General features: G+C 38.3%; 19 protein-coding genes and 1 riboswitch. Of the genes, 3 read left to right on the top strand and 16 right to left on the bottom strand.

What is annotated here, in order from left to right:
* Positions 1 to 2: 2 nt before the first annotated feature.
* Entirely contained in the window at positions 3 to 1,184 is a 1,182-nt protein-coding gene (locus QBE53_05895) for a site-specific integrase (protein ID WZL82641.1), read from the top strand.
* Positions 1,185 to 1,531: 347 nt separating this feature from the next.
* On the opposite strand, the gene QBE53_05890 is transcribed toward QBE53_05895, so the two are convergent.
* The 5 genes from QBE53_05890 to ptsP form a co-directional block, all read right to left on the bottom strand.
* A complete protein-coding gene (locus QBE53_05890) occupies positions 1,532 to 2,143 on the bottom strand; it encodes a carbohydrate-binding family 9-like protein (protein ID WZL82640.1) in 612 nt (203 codons plus the stop codon).
* A 19-nt stretch (positions 2,144 to 2,162) separates the two neighbouring features.
* Positions 2,163 to 3,596: an N-acetylglucosamine-specific PTS transporter subunit IIBC gene (gene nagE / locus QBE53_05885; GenBank protein ID WZL82639.1), complete on the bottom strand. Its 1,434-nt coding sequence runs from the start codon at positions 3,594 to 3,596 to the stop codon at positions 2,163 to 2,165.
* A gap of 84 nt (positions 3,597 to 3,680) precedes the next feature.
* Positions 3,681 to 4,184, bottom strand: coding sequence for a PTS glucose transporter subunit IIA (locus QBE53_05880; GenBank protein ID WZL82638.1), 504 nt, complete (start codon positions 4,182 to 4,184; stop codon positions 3,681 to 3,683).
* 14 nt (positions 4,185 to 4,198) lie between these two features.
* Entirely contained in the window at positions 4,199 to 5,032 is an 834-nt protein-coding gene (locus QBE53_05875) for a PRD domain-containing protein (protein ID WZL82637.1), read from the bottom strand.
* A gap of 185 nt (positions 5,033 to 5,217) precedes the next feature.
* Positions 5,218 to 6,858, bottom strand: coding sequence for a phosphoenolpyruvate--protein phosphotransferase (gene ptsP / locus QBE53_05870; GenBank protein WZL82636.1), 1,641 nt, complete (start codon positions 6,856 to 6,858; stop codon positions 5,218 to 5,220).
* A gap of 195 nt (positions 6,859 to 7,053) precedes the next feature.
* Positions 7,054 to 7,137: riboswitch (cyclic di-GMP riboswitch) on the top strand.
* Between the two features lie 88 nt (positions 7,138 to 7,225).
* Here ptsP and QBE53_05865 point away from each other — a divergent pair.
* A complete protein-coding gene (locus QBE53_05865) occupies positions 7,226 to 7,741 on the top strand; it encodes a hypothetical protein (protein WZL82635.1) in 516 nt (171 codons plus the stop codon).
* A 76-nt stretch (positions 7,742 to 7,817) separates the two neighbouring features.
* On the opposite strand, the gene QBE53_05860 is transcribed toward QBE53_05865, so the two are convergent.
* The 4 genes from QBE53_05860 to QBE53_05845 form a co-directional block, all read right to left on the bottom strand.
* Positions 7,818 to 10,028 (bottom strand): alpha-galactosidase, encoded by a 2,211-nt coding sequence (locus QBE53_05860; GenBank protein WZL82634.1) that lies wholly within the window; start codon positions 10,026 to 10,028, stop codon positions 7,818 to 7,820.
* Between the two features lie 45 nt (positions 10,029 to 10,073).
* Positions 10,074 to 10,904 (bottom strand): carbohydrate ABC transporter permease, encoded by an 831-nt coding sequence (locus tag QBE53_05855; GenBank protein ID WZL82633.1) that lies wholly within the window; start codon positions 10,902 to 10,904, stop codon positions 10,074 to 10,076.
* Positions 10,905 to 10,917: 13 nt separating this feature from the next.
* On the bottom strand, positions 10,918 to 11,766 hold the full coding sequence (locus tag QBE53_05850) for a sugar ABC transporter permease (GenBank protein ID WZL83269.1): 849 nt from the start codon (positions 11,764 to 11,766) through the stop codon (positions 10,918 to 10,920).
* Between the two features lie 140 nt (positions 11,767 to 11,906).
* Complete coding sequence (locus QBE53_05845; GenBank protein WZL82632.1) at positions 11,907 to 13,265, bottom strand: sugar ABC transporter substrate-binding protein; 1,359 nt, start codon at positions 13,263 to 13,265, stop codon at positions 11,907 to 11,909.
* A gap of 343 nt (positions 13,266 to 13,608) precedes the next feature.
* On the opposite strand from QBE53_05845, the gene QBE53_05840 reads away from it, so the two are divergent.
* The gene (locus QBE53_05840; protein WZL82631.1) at positions 13,609 to 14,469 is read left to right on the top strand and encodes an AraC family transcriptional regulator; all 861 of its coding nucleotides are present in this window, start codon (positions 13,609 to 13,611) and stop codon (positions 14,467 to 14,469) included.
* Here the strand turns inward: QBE53_05840 and QBE53_05835 are convergent.
* The 7 genes from QBE53_05835 to QBE53_05805 all read right to left on the bottom strand — a co-directional run bounded on the left by QBE53_05835 (position 14,466) and on the right by QBE53_05805 (position 21,555).
* Entirely contained in the window at positions 14,466 to 16,586 is a 2,121-nt protein-coding gene (locus QBE53_05835; protein ID WZL82630.1) for a heavy metal translocating P-type ATPase, read from the bottom strand. The genes QBE53_05840 and QBE53_05835 overlap by 4 nt on opposite strands.
* An 18-nt stretch (positions 16,587 to 16,604) precedes the next feature.
* Positions 16,605 to 16,970: a metalloregulator ArsR/SmtB family transcription factor gene (locus QBE53_05830; GenBank protein ID WZL82629.1), complete on the bottom strand. Its 366-nt coding sequence runs from the start codon at positions 16,968 to 16,970 to the stop codon at positions 16,605 to 16,607.
* 109 nt (positions 16,971 to 17,079) lie between these two features.
* On the bottom strand, positions 17,080 to 17,727 hold the full coding sequence (locus tag QBE53_05825) for an MtnX-like HAD-IB family phosphatase (protein WZL82628.1): 648 nt from the start codon (positions 17,725 to 17,727) through the stop codon (positions 17,080 to 17,082).
* A 12-nt stretch (positions 17,728 to 17,739) separates the two neighbouring features.
* Complete coding sequence (gene cobD, locus QBE53_05820) at positions 17,740 to 18,813, bottom strand: threonine-phosphate decarboxylase CobD (protein ID WZL82627.1); 1,074 nt, start codon at positions 18,811 to 18,813, stop codon at positions 17,740 to 17,742.
* Entirely contained in the window at positions 18,810 to 19,766 is a 957-nt protein-coding gene (cbiB, locus tag QBE53_05815) for an adenosylcobinamide-phosphate synthase CbiB (GenBank protein ID WZL82626.1), read from the bottom strand. Before cbiB ends, cobD begins: the two co-directional genes overlap by 4 nt.
* Entirely contained in the window at positions 19,763 to 21,292 is a 1,530-nt protein-coding gene (locus tag QBE53_05810) for a cobyric acid synthase (protein ID WZL82625.1), read from the bottom strand. The genes cbiB and QBE53_05810 overlap by 4 nt, the downstream gene beginning before the upstream one ends.
* Positions 21,289 to 21,555: a cysteine-rich small domain-containing protein gene (locus QBE53_05805; protein WZL82624.1), complete on the bottom strand. Its 267-nt coding sequence runs from the start codon at positions 21,553 to 21,555 to the stop codon at positions 21,289 to 21,291. Before QBE53_05805 ends, QBE53_05810 begins: the two co-directional genes overlap by 4 nt.
* Position 21,556: the final 1 nt, after the last annotated feature.

Genomic DNA, 21,556 nt, shown 5'->3' with positions numbered 1-21,556 from the left:
TTATGCCGGTTTATAAAACGAAAAATGGATACGGAGTTCGATTTGAGTTACCTGGTAGCACTGCTGAAAACAGAAAACGTAAAAGGCTTAGCGGATTCCCTACAGAAAAAGCAGCAAAAGACTTCTTGAAAAGTATTGATGCTATGAAAGTTCTTGATCAATTTAAAACATATCATCTACAAACTGTAGCCGAAGTCATGGATACTTGGCATGATGAACACGTGATTCGTAATTGCCGACATGACAGTATCCTTTTTTACGAAGAAAAGATAAAAGTTATAAAAGATAATTTTGGAAAAAAGAAAGTTGAAGCCTTAAAGGTTGGTCATGTCAAAAGTTTTTATAGAGTGCTACATGATATGGGCAAATCACAAGATGCCATTAAAAAGATTCATAAAACTTTAAAGTCTGCATTCTTCTATTGCTATTCAATGGAATATATTCCAGATAAGATTATGGATAGAGTTAAGCTGGATGTATATGATTCCCCAAACCAAGAAAGTAAGTTGAAGCATTGGAATTATGATGAAATAAAACGATACTTACCACATTTAAAAGAAAGTTCCATTTATTTCAATATTTATCTTGCTCTTCACCTTGGTTTACGTGCCGAAGAAACAGCCGCTATTCATGTTTCTGACATAGATTTTAACAAGATGACTATAACAATACGTCACGCTATGAAAAAAGCCTACAGAAGCCAAATAAGAGGTACGAATATTATCAAACAAATGGATGAAAACACAATTCTTACCAATACTAAAAACAAAAAAGTCAATGTCCTTCCTTTAACGGAGAATTTAGTTTATTTTTTAAAAGCAAGTATCAAGCATAAAGATGAAATGCAGGCAATGTATGGCGAGGAATATAACCATGTTTACGATGGATATTTGAGCACTTACGATAATGGAAATATTATTGCCGACAAACAAATTAGTTATAAATTTAGAAACGATGTTAAGAAGTTATTGAAGATATATCCGGAAATGAACAGAATTACATTTCATGGCTTGCGCCATTCATGCGCTTCATGGTTAATATCTAATGGTGTGAACATAATTACTGTCCAAGAGATATTGAATCATTCTGATTTAAAGATCACAAATATCTATACACATTCTGACTTAACGCAAAAAAAGAAGGCACTAGATAGCCTAAATTCTTTGGGTCATAGTGGTCCATAAATTTAATAATGATGGTAAATACAAAATACTGCTACAGACTTTCATTTTTGCAAAGCCTTATATTTAGCCTATTCCGAGAATAAAAAAAACCGTATAAGAATGTACGTTCGTATGCATTTCAAACTAAGGATCTTGTGGGCTTAGGTCCGTGGGGGTTCGAGTCCCCCCAACTGCATTATTGTCGTATCAAGGCATAGAGAATATCTTAAGTATAAGATGTTCTTTTTTATTGTTCAGAATCATAAACGGGGTATAAATGCAAAAAACATTATACATGTTATGTAGCTATCATGACATAAAAAAAGCCGTTGTGCTCTACGTTGAGCACAACGGCTTTTACATGTCATCTATTGTACAATAGCTTTTGCAAAAAATTGTGGAAGATGAAAGTTTGGATTTTCGCTTACAATCGGATTATAACTTGCATAATGCTCGATTTCTTTGCTTTCTGCAATTTTATAAAAGTTGCAGTAAAAACACTCCCCTGTTTTTAAACTTTCTATTCCTGTCAATTCTTGAATTAAAGACATCGGAATGACTAAGTCTACCGTCCAATGGTCTTTAAGAACTTCTGCACGCACATTACATTTATCATACATTGTTTGCGAAAGTACGTTCCTGTCATGGCGTCCATAACCATAGTTTGCAAGCATGGCTCCATTTGAATTAATTTCAAAATTCATATACAAGGATTCTTGATCAGGTTGCGTCTCTTGAAAGGAAACAAAAACCTCTACCGCACTATCACGGTATACCGGATCCTGAGGTTTCGTGTATGTTCTCTGGGGATTTTCTTCTTCCACCACAAACCGAACAACAAGTCCGACACCTTCAAGGTATGCCATATACCCGTATGCTATCGGTTTGTATACACAATTCCAGTTAAAATTATTAATTTCAAGTCGCTGTGCCTTTTCAATCTCTTGTAATGTCTCAATCTTGCAAACTTTATATTCCATACAATCTCCTAACAATCTCCTATTTTAACATTTTTTTAAATTCGTCTGCTACAAACTGTACTTGTGTTCCAACGATAACTTGTACACTTGTTTTACTTGGGCGAATAACCCCTGCCACGCCTGCAGCTTTGATTTTCTTATCATGAACCTTGGTATAATCTTTAACTTCAAGACGAAGTCGTGTAATACAGTTATCTGCGCTAACTACGTTTTCTTTACCGCCTACACCTTCTAATATTGCAGCTGCAACAGCTGTAAAGTCATTGTTTTTAAGTTGTACATTGACTTCATCTTCTGTGTCATCTTCTCTACCTGGAGTTTTTAAGTCAAACTTCAAGATAACAGCTTTAAAGATAACATAGTATAATGCAAAGAAACCTGCTCCTACTGGAAGTAATAATAACGGATTAAGTGCCATTGGTGCTTTAAAACTTAAGACGTAGTCAATAAGACCTGCGCTAAAGTTAAATCCTGCACGTGCAGGCAATAATGCAACGATAAATGAAGAAACACCGGCTAATAAAGCATGTACTACATAAAGTACTGGTGCTAAGAACATAAACGCAAATTCTAATGGCTCAGTTACACCTGTAAAGAATGAACATAATGCTGCCGCACCCAAAAGACCACCTGCGATTTTACGCTTGCTATCTTTTGCTGTATGATACATAGCTAAGGCTGCCGCTGGCAATCCAAACATCATTACCGGGAAGAAACCAGACATATACATACCTGTTGTTCCCAATACGCCATTACCTTCTGCTGACCAGAAGTTTGTCAAGTCGTTAATTCCAGCTACATCAAACCAGAATACTGAGTTTAAAGCATGGTGTAAGCCAAGTGGAATCAATAGACGATTTAAGAAAGCATAGATTCCAGCCCCAACAGCTCCGGTTCCTAAAATCGCTGTACCAAAACTTACAAGACCACCATATAATACTGGCCAAACTACAAATAAAATACCTGAAACAACAATTGTTACCCCTGCAGTGACAATGGCAACACTTCGTTTTCCACTAAAGAACGCCAATGCACTTGGTAATTTTGTATTCTTGAATTTATTATAACATGTTGCACCAATAATACCAGATAAAATTCCTATAAACTGGTTGTTAATTTTTCCAAATGCCGGATCTGCTGCTTCCCCTGTAAATATCTCAACAGCACCACTTGATAATAATGTTGTAATCATCAACCATGACACAAGACCTGCCAATGCCGATGTTCCATCATTGTCATCCGACATACCTACCGCAACCCCAATCGCAAACAAAATCGCCATATTATCTATGACTGATCCACCTGCTTTGATTAAGAATCCGGCTAAAACACTGTTTGCTCCCCAACCTGTTGGGTCAATCCAATAACCAATCCCCATAAGGATCCCGGCTACCGGCAATACTGCAACAGGTAACATCAAAGATTTTCCTAGTTTTTGCAAATACTTCATCATAATACAATTTACCCCTTTCTTGTAGCGCTGCTGCCTTCATGCAACCACACGCAGATACTTATTTTGGCTGATGTTCACACCATATTATTGAGCGTTTTTTGTCAACGCAATAATAACATCCTTATTTCCTGCATTTTGATCAACTTTGGAGTCAATCACCGCATAGTTATCAACATTGCACACCACCACTGGTGAGACAATATCATAACCCGCATTCTTAATCGCTTCTACATCAAACTCAAGAAGCAAATCACCTTTTTTTACATCGGCGCCGCTTTCAACATGGGCTGTAAAAAATTCCCCTTTGAGCTTAACTGTTTCTAGACCGATATGCATAAGAATCTCCGCTCCATTTTCACTCACCATTGCAATAGCATGGAGCGTCGGAAATATTGTCGAAACATTTCCATTGACCGGTGCATATACTTTTCCTTCACGGGGAATAATCGCCACACCTTTTCCTACAAGCTCTTGACCAAATGTTGGGTCGCTAACTTTTGTTACCGGAATAACATCTCCTGGTATCGGTGCATAAATCAATTCTTTATCGTCCTTGCTAAATAAACTTTTTAATTTTGAAATCATCATTTTCTCCTTTAAATTTAATCGACCGTGATAACACGACGTATATGAACTGTAAGATATACTAACTCCTCTTCCGTGATTTTATATGTATATATATTTTCAATGTATTTGGCAATCTCTTGTGCACACGCATATTCTTTTGGATATAAGTTTGTAACTACATTGTGTAATTCTGCTTCTTGGCTGTCTAACAGCTCTCTATTAATAATCCGTTGTGCTAAAAACTTCAGATGGGTGACAAACCGTTCATAATGTAAGCTATCTTCAGCAATATCTGTTTGATAGTACTCCTTCACGATATCTACAATAACAGGTACCATTTTTGTCATATTCATAGCATCTGCCATCACAGTATTATACTCTGCATTAACAATATGTAACGCAATAGATGCCGCTTCATCTTCCGGGAAAAAGATCCCCAATTGGTCACTAATATGACGTATCGCGTACTCTCCAATTTGGAACTCGTTCTTATAGATACTTTGTACTTCCCATAATAGTGGGTTTTGGAACATCATGCCTTGATTATAGCGTTCAACTGCAAAGTTGATGTGATCGGTAAGTGTGATATAAATGTTTTGGTTGAGTTTTTTGTTGAGAATCTGTTTAGCGTAGGTAATAATGTCATTACTAACTTTAAAATGTTGCATAGGAATGTTCGAAAGCAGTTCTTTAAAATGATCAATAGTATTTTGGTTGTCCATATAAAAAACTTTCTCAATACGATCTTGATCAATCTCCATATTTTCTTTTACTTTAAATCCGATTCCACGTCCCATAACAACAAATTCACGTCCAGTGTCGTCTTTTGCGCTCACCACATTATTATTAATTGCTTTTATAACTCTCATAACACCTCTCCATTAACCCTCACATTAAAAAACACCAAACTAAGCTGAATCATTATTTAATTCAACAAAATTTGGTGATGCCTGCACGACCAGTAACAATCCAAAATATTCTTTTTACTATATTCACTATACCAGCACTTTATCTAAAAGTCAACATCTTTTTTTTTAATGATTGTGCTTATTGCCTACTCAGATTCTATCGATCGTATCGCTTTTCTCATTTTCAAAACCTTCGAAGGTGCTATAGACACTTCATCCAAGCCTATTTTCAAGAAAAATTCAAGCAATTCAAGGTCACCACCAAGTTCACCACAAACTCCTACCCATTTCCCTTTTTTATGTGCATTATTAACAACAAACTCAATCATACGCAAAACCGCTGGATGGTGGGGATTATAAAACCGTTCTATACGTGGATTTTGCCGATCAACCGCTAGAGTATACTGAGTTAAATCATTTGTCCCAATACTAAAAAAATCCACAACTTCTGCCAACGCATCACTCATCATAACCGCAGCAGGTGTCTCAATCATAATGCCTAGCTCGACATTATTCGAATAAGCTATCCCCCTTTGGGTCAACTCTTGCTTAACTTCACGAATAATACGTTTAATCTCTAAAACTTCTTCAACCGATGTAATCATTGGAAACATAATGGCAATGCGTCCAAACGCCGACGCACGGTATAGGGCTCTAAGCTGAACTTTAAAAATTTCCGGTTCTTCCAAGCAAATCCGTATCGCCCGATAGCCCATTGCCGGGTTTTCTTCTTGCGGAATCTTAAAGTAACTCGCTTGTTTATCCGCACCTATATCTATTGTTCTTACGATAACCGGCTTATCCTTCATCGCAACCGCCACTTTTTTATAGGCTTGAAATTGCTCTTCTTCTGTTGGATAATCTGTCTTTTCTAAAAACAAAAATTCACTTCGAAAAAGTCCGATTCCCCCTGCATCATATCGACATACCGCTTCAACTTCCTCCGGACTTCCAATATTTGCATATACATTTATACGCTTGCCATCCTTTGTAACATTATCCAAGCCAATCAGTTCATCATCTTCTTCTCTTTGCTTTTCTATCATACTCTGACGCTTTTGAAAGCTTGATATTGTTTTGGCATCAGGTTCAATATGAATTCTACCTTGATCGCCATCTACAATAGCCTCTTTTCCGTCAAGGGAACTATTTAGCTGTTCTCCTACCGAAATAATTGCAGGAATATTGAGGGAGCGCGCAATAATAACCGTATGAGAGTTTGGAGTCCCCTCTTCTGTAAGCAACGCCAAAATTTTTGTTTTATCCATCTGAATCGTTTCACTTGGCAACAAGTCTTTCGCTGCCAGGATAATCATCTCTCCTTCTGGATTAAAACCACGCTTAAGATTTGATTGAGGATGCAATATAGCATTTATTATACGCCTTGTCACATCTTTTAAGTCAAGAGCACGTTCACGCATATATGCGTTTTCCATATGATTAAAAATCTCTACCAGCTCTTTAGACGCACTCGATACTGCATAGGCTGCATTCATTGAATGAGTCCATATGTTTTCCTTAATCATTTCTTCAAACGTCACATCATCCATCATCATCATATGTGCTTCTAGAATATCCACTTCTTCTTTAGATGTCTCTTCATCCATCGCTTGCTTCAATGCACCAAGTTCTTTTTGAGCCAATGCACGTCCTTGAATGAATTTTTCCCATTCATGCTGGTGTTCTTTACATAGCTGGGTTGGCACTTCATTTGTTGCTGGTTGGTAGTACATGATCTTACCTTTTGTAATCCCATCAACTACACCTTTCCCATAAATTGTTTTCATAACAACCACCTTTCCATACTCACAAAAAAAACCAAAAACTAGAGACTCCTTGCTATCTCTTGGTTTTTGGTTTTGCCTTAAAATTAAGTAACAATCCATATACTTCTATATTTAACTTTCATTATCCTAGCATGACTTTAATCACCTGTCAATATAACTCTTGATTTTTTATGCATTTTTCTTTATACTTATTTTATCCGATAAAGGCAAACTTATTGAAAAATAAGGACGCAAAACTTAAGGGCCTTAACCTATATGGAAAGGTAGCCAGTTGCCGAAGAGATGCTTCATCGTATTCTCTTTTTGCGCATTATTTCGGATAGAAAGTATTCGCGCTACTATACACATATTTTTTTTAGGAGGATTTATGATGAACACAAAAAATGTATTAGCAAAACTTGGAATGACGGTTACTGTTTTTTTAATCGCTTTTAGCTTCACTCTTTTTGCAAATGAAGACAGCACCACAAGTTCCAGCGAAACTCCCGATGTTATTGAAGGAGTAGAGATTGACGGCGATACTTCACAGACAACGGATGGAGCCATCTCTATTGAGAATCCATTGCCAGATTTTATCAAAGAACGTTTTGAAATGGCAACGAAGTATTCCATCTCCCCTGGAAAAGCAAATTTGCTTACTCGATTAAAAGCAACGGATTTAGATGATTCCATTGATCTTGATGAGTGGGCTCAAAAAACAATTCGCGAAATTCAAAAAGAGCGTATTGAAAACAAAAAGAAAGCTCAAGAAGAATTAAAAGCTAACCCATCCAGTAACGCTAAAGTCAAACCGGAAAAACCGGAAAAATCTGACAAACCGGAGAAAGCCGGAAAACCCGAAAAAAATAACAAAGGCAATAACGCAAATAAACCCAATAAATAAAAAAGCTTAAGAGGCATTGCACCAGCATATCATCTGCTGGCGCAATGCCTCTTTTACGTTAAAATCAACGCTTATCTTAACATTCTTTTAGGTTAAAGATGAGCGAAGCAAAATCTCCACCTTCTAGATTCAACCATTTACGTCGAAGAACAAGGCCTATCTCCATAAGTTCATCTCCGTATGCTTCATGGGACATATATGGGTTGGTCACCTGATATTTTTTATCGGGATGAAGTCCTTTAAGTTTAAAGCGAAGCCAGCTAGCATTGACCCGGTTTAGACTTTGATAATAAGCTGCAATAGCTTCACTTTGATCTTTTGCCACAACCATCCATGCCGTATCATGCCCTTCAAAAGGACTTTTTAGCCGATAAAATACGCCTTGATGAATTAACGCTCTATTTTCTTTATAGTAAGCGATTTGTTCACGTACAATCATTAGCTCATCATCCGATAGGGTATTTAAGTCCATCTCATATCCAAACGCCCCAAAAAATGCAACTTTCCCACGGGTTTTAAGCGGTGTCATCCGTTTAATTTGATGATTGGGTACTGCAGATATGTGCGCCCCTATACTTGATAACGGATAGACAACACTCGTCCCATATTGAATCTTTAAACGTTCTATAGCATCCGTATCATCACTTGTCCATGTCTGAGGTGCAAAATATAGCATCCCCGGGTCAAATCGTCCTCCACCACTTGAACAAGACTCAAATAAAATCTGCGGAAACTCCTGAATTAAACGTGTATACAAATCATAGACACCTAGAATATAACGATGCATGACTTTTCCCTGTTCCATTGGTGATGCTCCATGAGAATAGCATTCTGTTATATATCGGTTCATATCCCACTTTATATATGAGATCTTTGATTCACGGATAATCTTTGATATCATCTCATGAATATAATCCACCACTTCTTTTCGGGAGTAATCCAGCACATGTTGTGTACGGCTAAAGCTGTCTAAGCGATTAGGTGTTGAAATCAACCACTCCGGATGGGCACGATACAACCCACTATTTTTGTTAACCATCTCCGGCTCAATCCATAGACCAAACTTCATACCTAAGTCTTCTACTTTTTCCGATAGCCCCCGAATACCATTAGGCAACTTATCTGTATTGACATACCAATCGCCTAAGCCTTGCATGTCGTCATCCCGCGTTCCAAACCAGCCATCATCTAGAACAAATAACTCTACACCGACTTCTTTGGCTTTTTTGGCTATATCTAAGATTTTATCCTCCGTAAAATCCATATAGGTTGCTTCCCAGTTATTTAGAAGTACCGGACGTTCTTTATCTCTCCAAAGCCCGCGCGCTAGGCGTGTCCGATAGAGTTCATGATAGGTCTGACTCATCTTGTTTAGACCTTGGTCCGAATAGACCATAACAACCTCCGGCGTTTGAAAAGTCTCGCCATAACTTAAGCTCCACTCAAAATTGTTTGGGTGAATCCCCATTGATACCCGTGTCATATCATGGGTGGACACTTCCACTTGCGCCAAGAAGCTTCCACTGTAAACCAAACTAAACCCAAACACTTCTCCATCAAATTCTGTAGCCTCAGGTCGTTTTAATGCCAAAAACGGATTATGTTCTAGACTACTGGCACCTCGCATGCTATGCACCGCTTGAACTCCATGTTCTAGCATTCTTTTTTTCACATAGCGTTCTCTCGACCACGCCCCAGATAAATGCAACATTTCATAGTTCATATCCACAAGATCCACACTCGCACTCAACGCACTTGTCAGGCAGATTGATTCCTTCCCTTCATGAACGAACTTTGCGTGGCGTGTTAGCACCGGATAATTCATAAATAAGGTATAGGACAAAATCAAACGCGTCTGCATCACTTCATCCCATAGTTCGATTTCTAATGTCTGGGCTTCGTCTTCCTCTTCAACGTAGACTGCCGGAAGGGGTTCTATTTTTTTCTTGCCATTAAAAATATTATGGGATACATATGTAAAATGACTAATTCGACTTCCATTTTCTTGCTTGATCTCAAAAGCCGGGTAACGAAAGTCTCCTGTACCATAAGAAGGATATTCTTGCTTTGTATACTCTAAAAAAAGTAGCGGAGATGACTCCATATGACTTGCACCCATACTTCTTTTTTGTTCTTCATGTAGATGATTAAAGCAGGCACGGTCATGTATCTTTTTACCAAAATACAGATTTCCTAACTGACCATTATCCATAATTTCAATAATATAACTTAGCCCATTATTATAGAGGTGAAACTCTCTTGATTGTTCATGAAAAATAATTGCCATATTTTTTTCTCCTTATGTGTTCGTTTTGTATGTATATGCCTTTTCCTACAACTTACCACCACTGGTAGCAATACCTTGAATAAACTGTCTTTGAAAGAAAAGATAGATGATAATCATCGGAATAACCGCAAGTAAAGATGCAGCCATAAGTTCAGGATAATTTGCCGAAAATTGACCTTGTATTTTTGCTAAAGCTGCCGATAGGGGAATCGTACTTTGTTCTGTATTGACAACTAATGGCCACATCAAGTCTTTAAAGGCAAAGAGTGCTGTAAATATTCCCAAAGCAACCATTGCCGAGCGCGTCAACGGCGCCATCACATATAAAAAGGTTTGCCCGATATTACATCCGTCAAGTCGAGCCGCTTCCTCCAAGTCTTTTGGCAAACTCATATAGGATTGTCGCAATAAGAACGTACCAAAGGCTGTAACAAGCCCCGGAAATATCAGTGCAAAACTTGTGTTAAGCATACCTAACTTGCTAACAATCAAGTATTGAGGAATAATAAAAATCTGCACCGGTACCATCATTTGAAAAATCACTAGGCTAAACATCAAGTCACGTCCCTTAAACCGAAGACGTCCAAAGGCATAGCCTGCCAACGTTGCTGTAATGACCGCAAAAAACACACGTCCCAACATAAGTACAAAAGTATTCCAGTATAAGCGCCCAAAATTCATCTTTGTCATTACTGATTCGAATGCGTCTGTACGCCATTGCGTTGGAAAAATCACAAATGGGTTCATCTGCGTTGACTCTGATATTGTCTTAAATGCAGTTAACACCATCCATAGGAAAGGGACAAGCATAACAATTGAGCCAATAATTAATACCGTATGTAAGATAATCGAATTGAGTATTTTTCTGTTTTGCATAATAATCTCCTTCCTAATTGTAGTTTACCCATTTTTTTTGCATGCGTATTTGAATCACCGTAATGACCATAATCACCAAGAGTAGCAGCATTACAATGGCTGATCCATATCCTCTATCTGATTCAACAAAAGAGTATCGATAGAATAGATATACCAGCGACTGCGTCTTAAAAAATGCCGGATTATTGCGATCCATCATCATATAGATTACATCAAACACTTGCATTGCCGCGATAATTCGTGTTACGGATACAAAAAACATCATCGGTGATATAAGCGGAATGGTAATATGAAAAAATTGTTTGACTGCACTTGCTCCATCAATCATCGCCGCTTCATAATAGTCTTGCGGAATTTCTTGTAGACCTGCAAGAAATAGGACCATATTATATCCAATAACTGACCAAATACCCACAACCGCAATCCATATAAATGTCGTATTTGGATTCGATATCCAATTTACTGAATCAAATCCCAAGGTATTTAACAAATGATTCAATAAACCGAATTCAGAGTTATATAACCAGCGCCAAACCATGGCTACGGCTGCCGGTGCAGCCACCATCGGCAAGAAATATATCGTTCGATAAAGTGATCGCCCGCGCATATGACGATTAAGTAATACCGCAAGTACCAAAGCGATTGCAATAGAAAAAGGCACTTCAACAACAGCATATTTAAATGTATTAATCAGTGCTTGCCAAACACTGGCATCGGCAAACATACGTCGGTAGTTGTCCAGCCCAACAAATACATTCCCCTTTCCAAATGCTCCTGCTTTAAAAAAACTTTGATATATTGTCTGAAAAATAGGGATAATATTTAATACAAATAATCCAATCATCGTCGGAAGTATAAACATCCACCCCCAAATGAACTCACTGCGGGCACGATTTGTTCCCTTTACTTTTGTTCTTGTTGACACGTCATCATCTCCTTACTTCCTCGTCAGATGTATATAAGCGCCAAAACGGATGTGTTTTGGCGCCTATATCCCCATTTTTATTCTTCTGCTAATAACGCATTCATCTCTGTCGCTATCTCTAAGCAAACTTCTTCAGCCGTCTTATCTCCTGTCCATGCCATAATCATTTTGTCATTGGCCATATTTTCCCATCGAACCGTTGTTTTTGAATATGGACGAATCACTAGATCATCCATCATATCTAGATACGCTTGAAGGTTAAATGTTGGATATGCTCCTGTCCAATTATCCATTGTTCCTTCATACGCTGAAATAACAATACCAAGGTCTGATTGTTTTTGTTGCGCTTCTTCTGATCCCATGTACTCAATCAACGCCCATGCTTCTTCAGGATATTCTGTATTTCCTGATGCCGCCCATCCAAGACCGTTGTAAATGGAAGGTCGTCGTCCAGTCTCTGCATCTTTTGGAAGAACTGCAATGTCAGCATTTTCTATAACATATTCATTATTACATAATTCTGCAAGCATCCAAGAACCTTGCATAATCATCGCCACTTTTCCTGCTTCAAAAAGTGCATGTTCTTCATTTTCTGCAAGCACTTCATAAGGTGGCATTAATCCGTCTTTTGACATAGAAGCAAAAAAGTCAATCGCTTCAATAGTTTCCGGCAAGTCAAAGCCTGAAGATTTTTTATCATCCGAAATAATGTAACCATTTTTACCATAGACTAAATTGTACCAACCTGCTTGGTTATTACTTGGACGAAGCGCAAGTCCATATTGGCTTCCATCATCTTTTGTAAGTTGTTCAGCAGCCGCTCTAAAGTCTTCCCATGTCCATGAATCATCTGGATATGCTACACCGGCTTCGTCAAACATGGTCTTGTTGTACCACAATCCGATGGTATCAATATCTTTTGGTACTGCATATTGTGTTGTACCTTCCCAGTTATAGATTTCAATAATCTCTTGAGGGAATTTTGACATATCCAATACGTCACTGGACTTAATACGTTCAGTTAAATCAAGAAGCATCTCATACTCAGAATATCTTGCAATTTCGTTTGAGTGCATCCAAAAAACATCCGGTAATGATCCGCCTGTTGCACCTGCTTCAAGCATTGTCCAATATTGCTCCCATGGCGTTACTTGTATTTGAGCCTTAATACCTGTTTTTTCTGTAAAATCATTAATAATCTGTGTTAATCCAGGTTCTTGATTGGTATCCCAAATCGCCACTGTTAATGCGACATCTGAAGAACCTGATGTATCGGAACTTTCTGAATCGGTGCTCTCTGACGAAGTATCGGTTGTATCGGTTGATGCTCCTGAATCTGTTCCTCCTTCATTAGAATTGTCTCCCCCGCTACACGCAGCCAAACTTAATACCATTACTAATGTTAACATTAATGCCATCACTTTTTTTAGCTTCATATGAATCCTCCTTTTATCTTGTGATAGTCTTTGTTGACTATGCCCCTATTATACATACAATAAATGCGAAGTTAAATATATTCATGTTGCATAAATATATCATAATGTCATATTTGTATATATATTCGTTGTTTTTATATATTTTTTTATATATTATACACCATCAACAAGGATTTTACACACTTTTTCAAAGCATATCCACTAATACTTAACGCCCATATCCTTATGTTATATGTATATGTTATAATGTTGCATTTCAATACTTTTTGGCGTATACTTGATTAAAGCGTCAAAGCCACTTCGACGAACTTAACATAATTATTGATTCTATAGGAGGATTCTTATGGACAAACCCACAACTTATAATTCGCGCGTCGGTTTCCGTTGTCTGCGTAACATAAAGCGTCAAACCAATGATCTATACCTTGTTCATTGCGGACATCAGCACTGCACTCCCGGATATACCTATAATCATAAAACCCCTAACGAAAATCATCTGCATTTCATTTTAAGCGGGAAGGGCAGTCTTACCATTAATGGTACTACCTATGCTTTAAAAAAAGATGATCTTTTTTTAATTCCAAAATCGGTTCCTATCGATTATGCCGCGGATATGAACGATCCTTGGGAATATATGTGGGTAACTTTTGACGGAGAGATGGCGATAGACTATCTTCAACACGCAGGCTTATCCGCTGATCATCCGGTTGCAGCTTCCGGAATACCTACCGCTTCATACTTGCCTCTCATTCGAAAAATTCTAGATTCAAATGAATTGACTTTTACCAACGAAATTAAGCGTGTAGGTTATCTATTTGATATTATATCGACATTGATTGATGCACAGAATGAAAAAAGAAATAAAAAAAATCGCTATGATTACTCAAGCGAGACTTACGTTGAACACGCTTTGCAATATATAGCGATTAATTATAAACAAGAGATTAAAGTCAGCGATATCGCAGACTATGTCGGTATCAACCGATCATATTTAACAACCATTTTTAAAAAAGAACTCAATGTCTCACCCCAAGAATATCTTATTAATTACCGCCTTGGAAAAGCAGCCAAGTTGTTGGAAACAACTCAGCTGCCTATTAAAGACGTCGCACTTGAGACCGGGTATAATAATCCACTGAATTTTTCTAAAATGTTTAAAAACTCTTATGGGAAAAGTCCCAAGACATATCGTGAACAAATTTAATGAATATCTTTTATCCGCATGACGCGCATAGCATTTAACACTGCAATAAAAGCAACGCCAACATCTGCAAAAACGGCTTCCCACATTGTGGCAACTCCTCCCGCACCCATAAGCAATACGATGGCTTTTACACCTAAAGCAAAAATAATGTTCTGCCAAACAATACTTCGTGTACGCTTTGCTATATGCATGGCCGAAACGATCTTGGATGGTTCATCGGTCATTAAGACAATATCTGCCGCTTCAATAGCCGCATCTGAACCCAAGCCTCCCATTGCCACACCAATATCTGCACGTGCAAGCACAGGGGCGTCATTGACTCCATCACCTACAAAGGCAACGCGTTTTGAAGGTGCTTTTGCTTCCACAATGGTTTCAAGCTCGGTTACCTTATCTCCTGGAAGTAATTCTGCACGAACATCGGATATCCCAAGTTTTGCACCTACCATCTGACCGACTTCTTTACGGTCTCCTGTCAGCATGACAATATTATGGACGCCGATTTTCTTTAATCGCTTAATCGTTGACGCTGCATCTTCTTTTATGGTATCTTCTATTTCAATATAACCTGCGTACTGATTATTAAGAGCCACATATACAATTGTTCCCAACGATTGCACCGATTCAAACTCCACACCCATCTGGCGCATCATCTTGTCATTACCGACTACAATTTCATCTTGGTCATACTTCACCTTAGCACCCTTGCCTGCAAAATCTTCATAATGAACAATTCTACTTTCGTCTATGGTTTTTCCATAGGCTTTTAGTATTGATAGACCAATCGGATGATTCGAGTGCACTTCACCAATCGCTGCATAATAAAGCAGTTCTTCTTGACTTAAGGCGGTATTTGCATGTGGAATCATCTGTGTTACTTCAAAGAACCCATGGGTCAATGTCCCTGTTTTATCAAATACCACTGTATCCACTTTATTTAATGCTTCAAGATAGTTACTGCCTTTTATTAACACACCATGTCTAGACGCTCCACCGATACCTCCAAAAAAGCCTAAAGGTATAGAAATAACAAGAGCACAAGGACACGACACGACCAAGAAGATAAGCGCACGATAAATCCAGTCATAAAAATCGCCTCCCGTCACAATCGGCGGAATAATCGCTAAAGCTAATGCTGAAAACACAACTGCCGGTGTGTAATACTTCGCAAATGTTGTAATAAAATTTTCTGTTTGGGCTTTTTTGCTACTTGCATTTTCCACCAAATCCATGATTTTGGCTACTGTTGAATCTGCATAGACTTTGGTAACTTCCACTGTTAATACACTGTTTTGGTTAATGAACCCAGATAAAATCGTATCGCCTTTTCCGATATCTCTTGGCATCGACTCTCCAGTTAATGCCATCGTATCAACCATGGAGTTTCCTTCAAGAACCACACCATCTAAAGGTACTTTTTCTCCTGGTTTTACTATGATTCGACTTCCTACAGTTACTTCATCCGGTTTTACCCGTCGGCTCTTCTCACCTTCAACAAGGTTTGCATATTCCGGCTTAATGTCCAACAATTCTTTAATGGACCGTCTAGAGCGATTTATTGCAAGGTCTTGGAATAGTTCTCCTACCTGGTAAAATAGCATAACAGCTACACCTTCAGGATATTCACCGATTGCAAAAGCTCCGATCGTTGCTATCGCCATTAGAAAATTCTCGTCAAATACTTGTCCGCGGAGGATATTTTTTCCTGCCCGCAAGAGAACTTCACCACCAATGAGTAAATAGGCTGCAAAATAAAGTCCAAACTCAATCATCGGTGAAAAGGTGCCTATAATCGCCATGGCAAATAAAATAACGCCTACACCCAAAACACTCAATTCTTTTATATTGAGAAGACTTTCTTTAGACGAAGCCGTCGTATCGTCTTTATCCACTAGTGCCACACCAGCTTCAATATGATCTGCCAGTACTCCTGCTTCTTTATAAATTTGGTCTGCATCTTTTCCGTCTTGTACATGCAGTGTTAATGTTTGAGATGCAAAGTTTAGCGAAGCAACGCTGACCCCGTCAATATTTTGAATCCCCTGTTCAATCTTGGTTGCACAGTGTGCACAGTCCAACCCGGTAATACGAAACTCTTTTTTTGTGTTCTTTCCCATTGTAAGTACCTCCTTATGCTATTCCATAATGTGATTTAGTCCCTGGTCAAAGATGTTCTTAATGTGATCATCATCAAGTGCATAGTAGACAACTTTGCCTTCTTTTCTGTACTTGACCAAACGTGCCTGCTTAAGTACACGCAGCTGATGTGATATCGCTGACTGAGACATACCAAGAAGCGCTGCAATGTCACACACACACATTTCTTCAGTAAATAGCGCAAATATAATCTTAATTCGTGTTGAATCACCAAATACTTTAAATAAATCTGCTAACTCATACAGTTGTTCGTCTTCCGGCATCTTCTGATGAACACTTCGAATAATATCTTCATGAAATACATTGCACTGACACGTCTCAAAATCTATCTTCTTATCTGACATAAGCTCTCCTTTTGTTTTTGATTATCATACTTGTTCATATGAACAAGTATTCATATGTTATATTATAAGAACCCATTCTCTTTTTGTCAAGGCTATTTTCCCATTCTTTTTATTTGGCTCTTTGTTGTAAGTAAGTTAGAATATCTTGAAAGCACGAATAGGGTTTATAGGCATGTCCATTTTCATCTAAAAGCCTAGCTAATTCATCTTTTGCAAAGATGACGTCGGCATGAAGTGCCGCTTTATAGTCTGGTTCAGAATCTCCTGCAAATATAATGGTTTTATATTTTTCTCTATGCATGATTGCGACTTTTTCTTTATCAATTCCATAAAGTTTTGAATAAAAGGGTGATGTTTTATCCGGTTCCATTATAAATGTATTGTTTTTGAAGCTTCCATCATTTGTATAAACATCAACCTCTTGAATACCTTGTTGCGACAGCACATATTCAATATAATAGCGAAACCCTGCACTTAATATAACAAAATCTCCACCTTGCTGATGTACTTCTTCAATAACTGGCTTTAGGTCTTTATCGATTTCAACTTTATTTAATGCATCTAGTCGTTCTTGTTCTGTAAAGGTATGCCATGTAAAGACGGTGTTTAAAAACTGTGTTCCAATTTTTTGTGTTTTTTTCCATTCATAATAATAATCAATACCTTTTTGTCCAATATACTCTTCCAGTAAAATCCAATAAAAATCTTTTTTTGTTATGGTTCCATCAAAATCTGAAATAAATACAAAATCCTTCATCTTTTTCCCTTTCTATTCTTGATGTCGATATGCTTTTAAAACCTCAAGCAACCGATCATTTTCTTTCGGTCTTTGTAATCCAATACGGATATATTTTCCATCAAGCCCTTTGTGATTTTTGGTATGCCTTAATACAACGCCATGCCTTAAGCACCACACAATCAAGTCATCCGCTCTAGATACCTCTACCACAAAAAAATTCACTGTTGAAAAAAGAACCTTCCATCCTTGACCCACTAGTTGCTGCGTAACTCGCTCCCGCTCCTTATGATAGTAGTTTTTTGTCTCTTGAATATAGTCTTGTTCTACCATCAAACGTATCCCTAAGGCAATGGCTAAGCGATTAACCGACCAAGATGGTTGCCTTTTTTCCAGAGCTTTTATATATTCCGGATGAGCCATCACATAGCCTAAACGAATCCCTGGTATACGAAATATTTTTGTGAGGCTTCGTAAAAAAAGCACATGCCTATATTTTTCTGCCCATTGCTTTGTCTGCGCATGTATCGTGTCTGTCTTTAACGGCAGAAAATCCATATAGGCTTCATCCATAATACAAAGCACGCCATGCGCCTGCATTTGCTCAACCTTTTCTTCTAAATCCCCATAGGACAAGTATTGACCTGTCGGATTATTTGGGTTGCATAGTATGAGAGCGTCCACTTGACTATAATCTAGTGCATCATTGCAAAAGTCTTCATATTGGATATGAACAACATGGGCATTGTAAGCCTTTAGTGCGCATTCATATTCCGGATACGTAGGTTCTATAATGCCTACACGTTTTTTGCTCAAGAGCGACGCAAGAAGGTAGATAGCTTCATTCGTACCATTAACAAGCAATAATCGCTCTTGGGATAGTTGATGCATCTGTGCGATCGCCTCTATCAGTTGCCCATGTTCCGCTCCAGGATATTGACAAATACAGTCAATATCCTGAGTTAGTTCACTCCAATATTTTTGTAATGCAGGTGTAAGAGCAATGCAGTTGGTATTTGTTGAAAAGTCAATAATCTCTTCCTTTGGTAAGGCTACATCATACGCCGCATAGGTTCCTTGAATATTTGCTCCATGTAACGGCATCATAATATCCCCTCCATAATAACAATACAAGTAAGAATAAGCATACATACTTGCATTGTCCAGATGAGTTTTTTGGTTTGATATACATGCTTCATATGAATGGGTTCTAGAGCTTCACCTAAGGTTGGTTTGGCTTTTTCTTTTCCAAAGTATGTATAGGTTCCACCAATTTGCACCCCTAAAAGACCTGCCATCGCACTTTCCGGGTATCCTGCATTGGGGCTTTCCGTTTTATGATGGTCGCGGCGTACCATCTTAAATCCATGCTTCATATCAAAACCACACAGTCCTCCCGCACCAAGAATCAAAAGCGCGCCAACACGTGCCGGTATAAAGTTAACCACATCATCTAATTTTGCTGCAACGTAACCAAACTCCTGATAGCGTGCATTTTTATAGCCTATCATCGAATCCATGGTGTTAATGCCTTTATAGATCCAGATGCACAAGATGCCTTGCTGAAAAAAAAGTTCGCCCAAAAAGGCATAGAATACAGGCGCAATAATACCATCGACTGTATTTTCCGCCAATGTTTCAATAACTGTTTTTAGCACTTGCTCTTGTGTCAACTCTTTGGTCTCACGGCTAACAAAAAAGCCAAGCTCATAACGTGCCTTATCTAAGTCTCCTGCCGCAAAAGGAATCATCACTTTTTTTACAATACGCACTAAAGAACCAAAGGCAATTCCGGCAAAAAAAGCATATATATGAAAACCGAACCTTACCCATGTCCACTCCAACCTATTAAGGGTCATGTCAATACCAAGAACAACCCCAGTAATCACTGATAAAATAACAACGACAAGTACCCCTCCCATAAAACGCTTATTATGAAAGGGGTATATTATTTCTTCAGTTTTTTGTATGCCACGTCCAATCCAGCGCACCGGATGTGTCCAATGCTCCGGATCTCCTATTATCATATCCACGATTAATCCTATTAAAAGAGCAATCATAACCGTATATCCTCTTTGTCAATTATTTTTTGGACACGTTCCATATCAAGAGCCTCTGCAACTCTTTTTGCCAAAAGGTCATACGCTGCTTCCTTATGCTGACTTGTATCTACTACCGGTTGTAAATCAAATCCATAGTGTTGTCGAATATGATTGAGCCAAATTTGACGAAAGTGATCATTATGAAATATATGGTGCAAATATGATCCAATGACATGTCCACTTGAATCAATACACCCATCAAGGACTTGTCCCTCCAGTTCAATAAATGGACACGCCTGTTTTTTATATTGAGTCTGTCCAAGGTGAATTTCATAGCCGTCCACACAAACCTTGTCTTTTGAAAATACAGATGCAATAACTTTACCCTGGACTTGAGTTACTCTTTTTTTATCATTAAACATGGTCTCTATCGGAAGAAGTCCCAATCCATCAATCGTTTGCACATGATCATGGTCTACGCCTTCCTCATCAACAATTTTTTCTCCCAAAACTTGAAATCCACCACACAAGCCAAAGACAAAACCACCCCTTTGTTGATAGGCACGAATTTTATCAAAAAGTCCATTTTCCTTTAAACAGATCAAGTCATCAATCGTTGACTTGGTTCCAGGAATAATAATCGCATGGGGTTCTTTAAATTCATCTGCTGTACGAATAATCCTTAAACGGCAATCCGGTTCGTACATAAACGGCTCAACATCTGTATTGTTGCTCACACGTTCCATATGAATAATGCCAATATCCAAAGTTTTTTGCTTTCCATCGAAATCTTTTTCTTCCTTTTGACGCGAAAAAACCAGCGCATCGCTTTGCGCATCTTCTGTCTCAATATGGATGTCTTGCATATAATCAATCACACCAATGACCGGGATATGGGTGTAGGCTTCAAACCAATCCAGTCCATCTTGCAATAGGCGAAGGTCACCTCTGAATTTGTTGAAGATGACCCCTTTGATACGGTGACGATGTTCAAAAACCAATTCAATCGTCCCTATCAAGCTAGCAAACGAACCACCGCGGTCAATGTCAGTCACTAAGATAACATCCACATCTGCCGCTTCTGCAATACGCATATTGACAATTTCCCGATCATTTAAATTAACTTCTGCCGGCGAACCTGCCCCTTCGATAATAACCATGTCATAATGGTCCTGAATATAGTTTAGACTTTCGCAAACTGCGTCCATTCCTTTACTAAGGGTAAACTCTTTTCCATAATCCATCCCCGAATAGCTTTTATATACTTTTCCATGAAGAACCACTTCACTTTTGGTATCTTTTCTTGGCTTAAGCAAAATAGGATTCATATGGACGTTAGGTATCTGACGCGCTGCCTCCGATTGTACGCCTTGTGCCCGTCCGATTTCTTCGCCAAAAATAGTCACGTAGGAGTTATTGGACATATTTTGGCTTTTAAACGGAGCAACTTGATAGCCCTTATCTGCAAAGATTCGGCATAAGGCTGTAACCAAGTAACTTTTTCCTGCATCTGAACTTGTCCCTTGTATCATTAATCCTCTCATAACGCTTCACCTGTCCCCTTTTCCTTGCCCATAGTTTCTTTTAGCTTTTTCAAGATATAGTCATATCCTTTTGGGTGATGGGGAAGTTTACACGCTGAACAATCTTTGACCTGTCCACGCATCTGAAAATTACCTCCACAGTCCTTTTGAAGATATAATGGGCAAAAACAAAACAGACAGTTAAATGCTTCGGGATGGGTCGTTGCATGGCATGGAAAATACTCACATGCTGAATTATTAAAAAAACGATAACTATTTTTCATA

The sequence above is a fragment of the Vallitaleaceae bacterium 9-2 genome, assembly GCA_038396585.1.
Classification (GTDB): Bacteria; Bacillota; Clostridia; order Lachnospirales; family Vallitaleaceae; genus UBA1351.
Note: the sequence above shows the minus strand (reverse complement) of the source record. Positions and strands in the feature narration are given on the sequence as shown.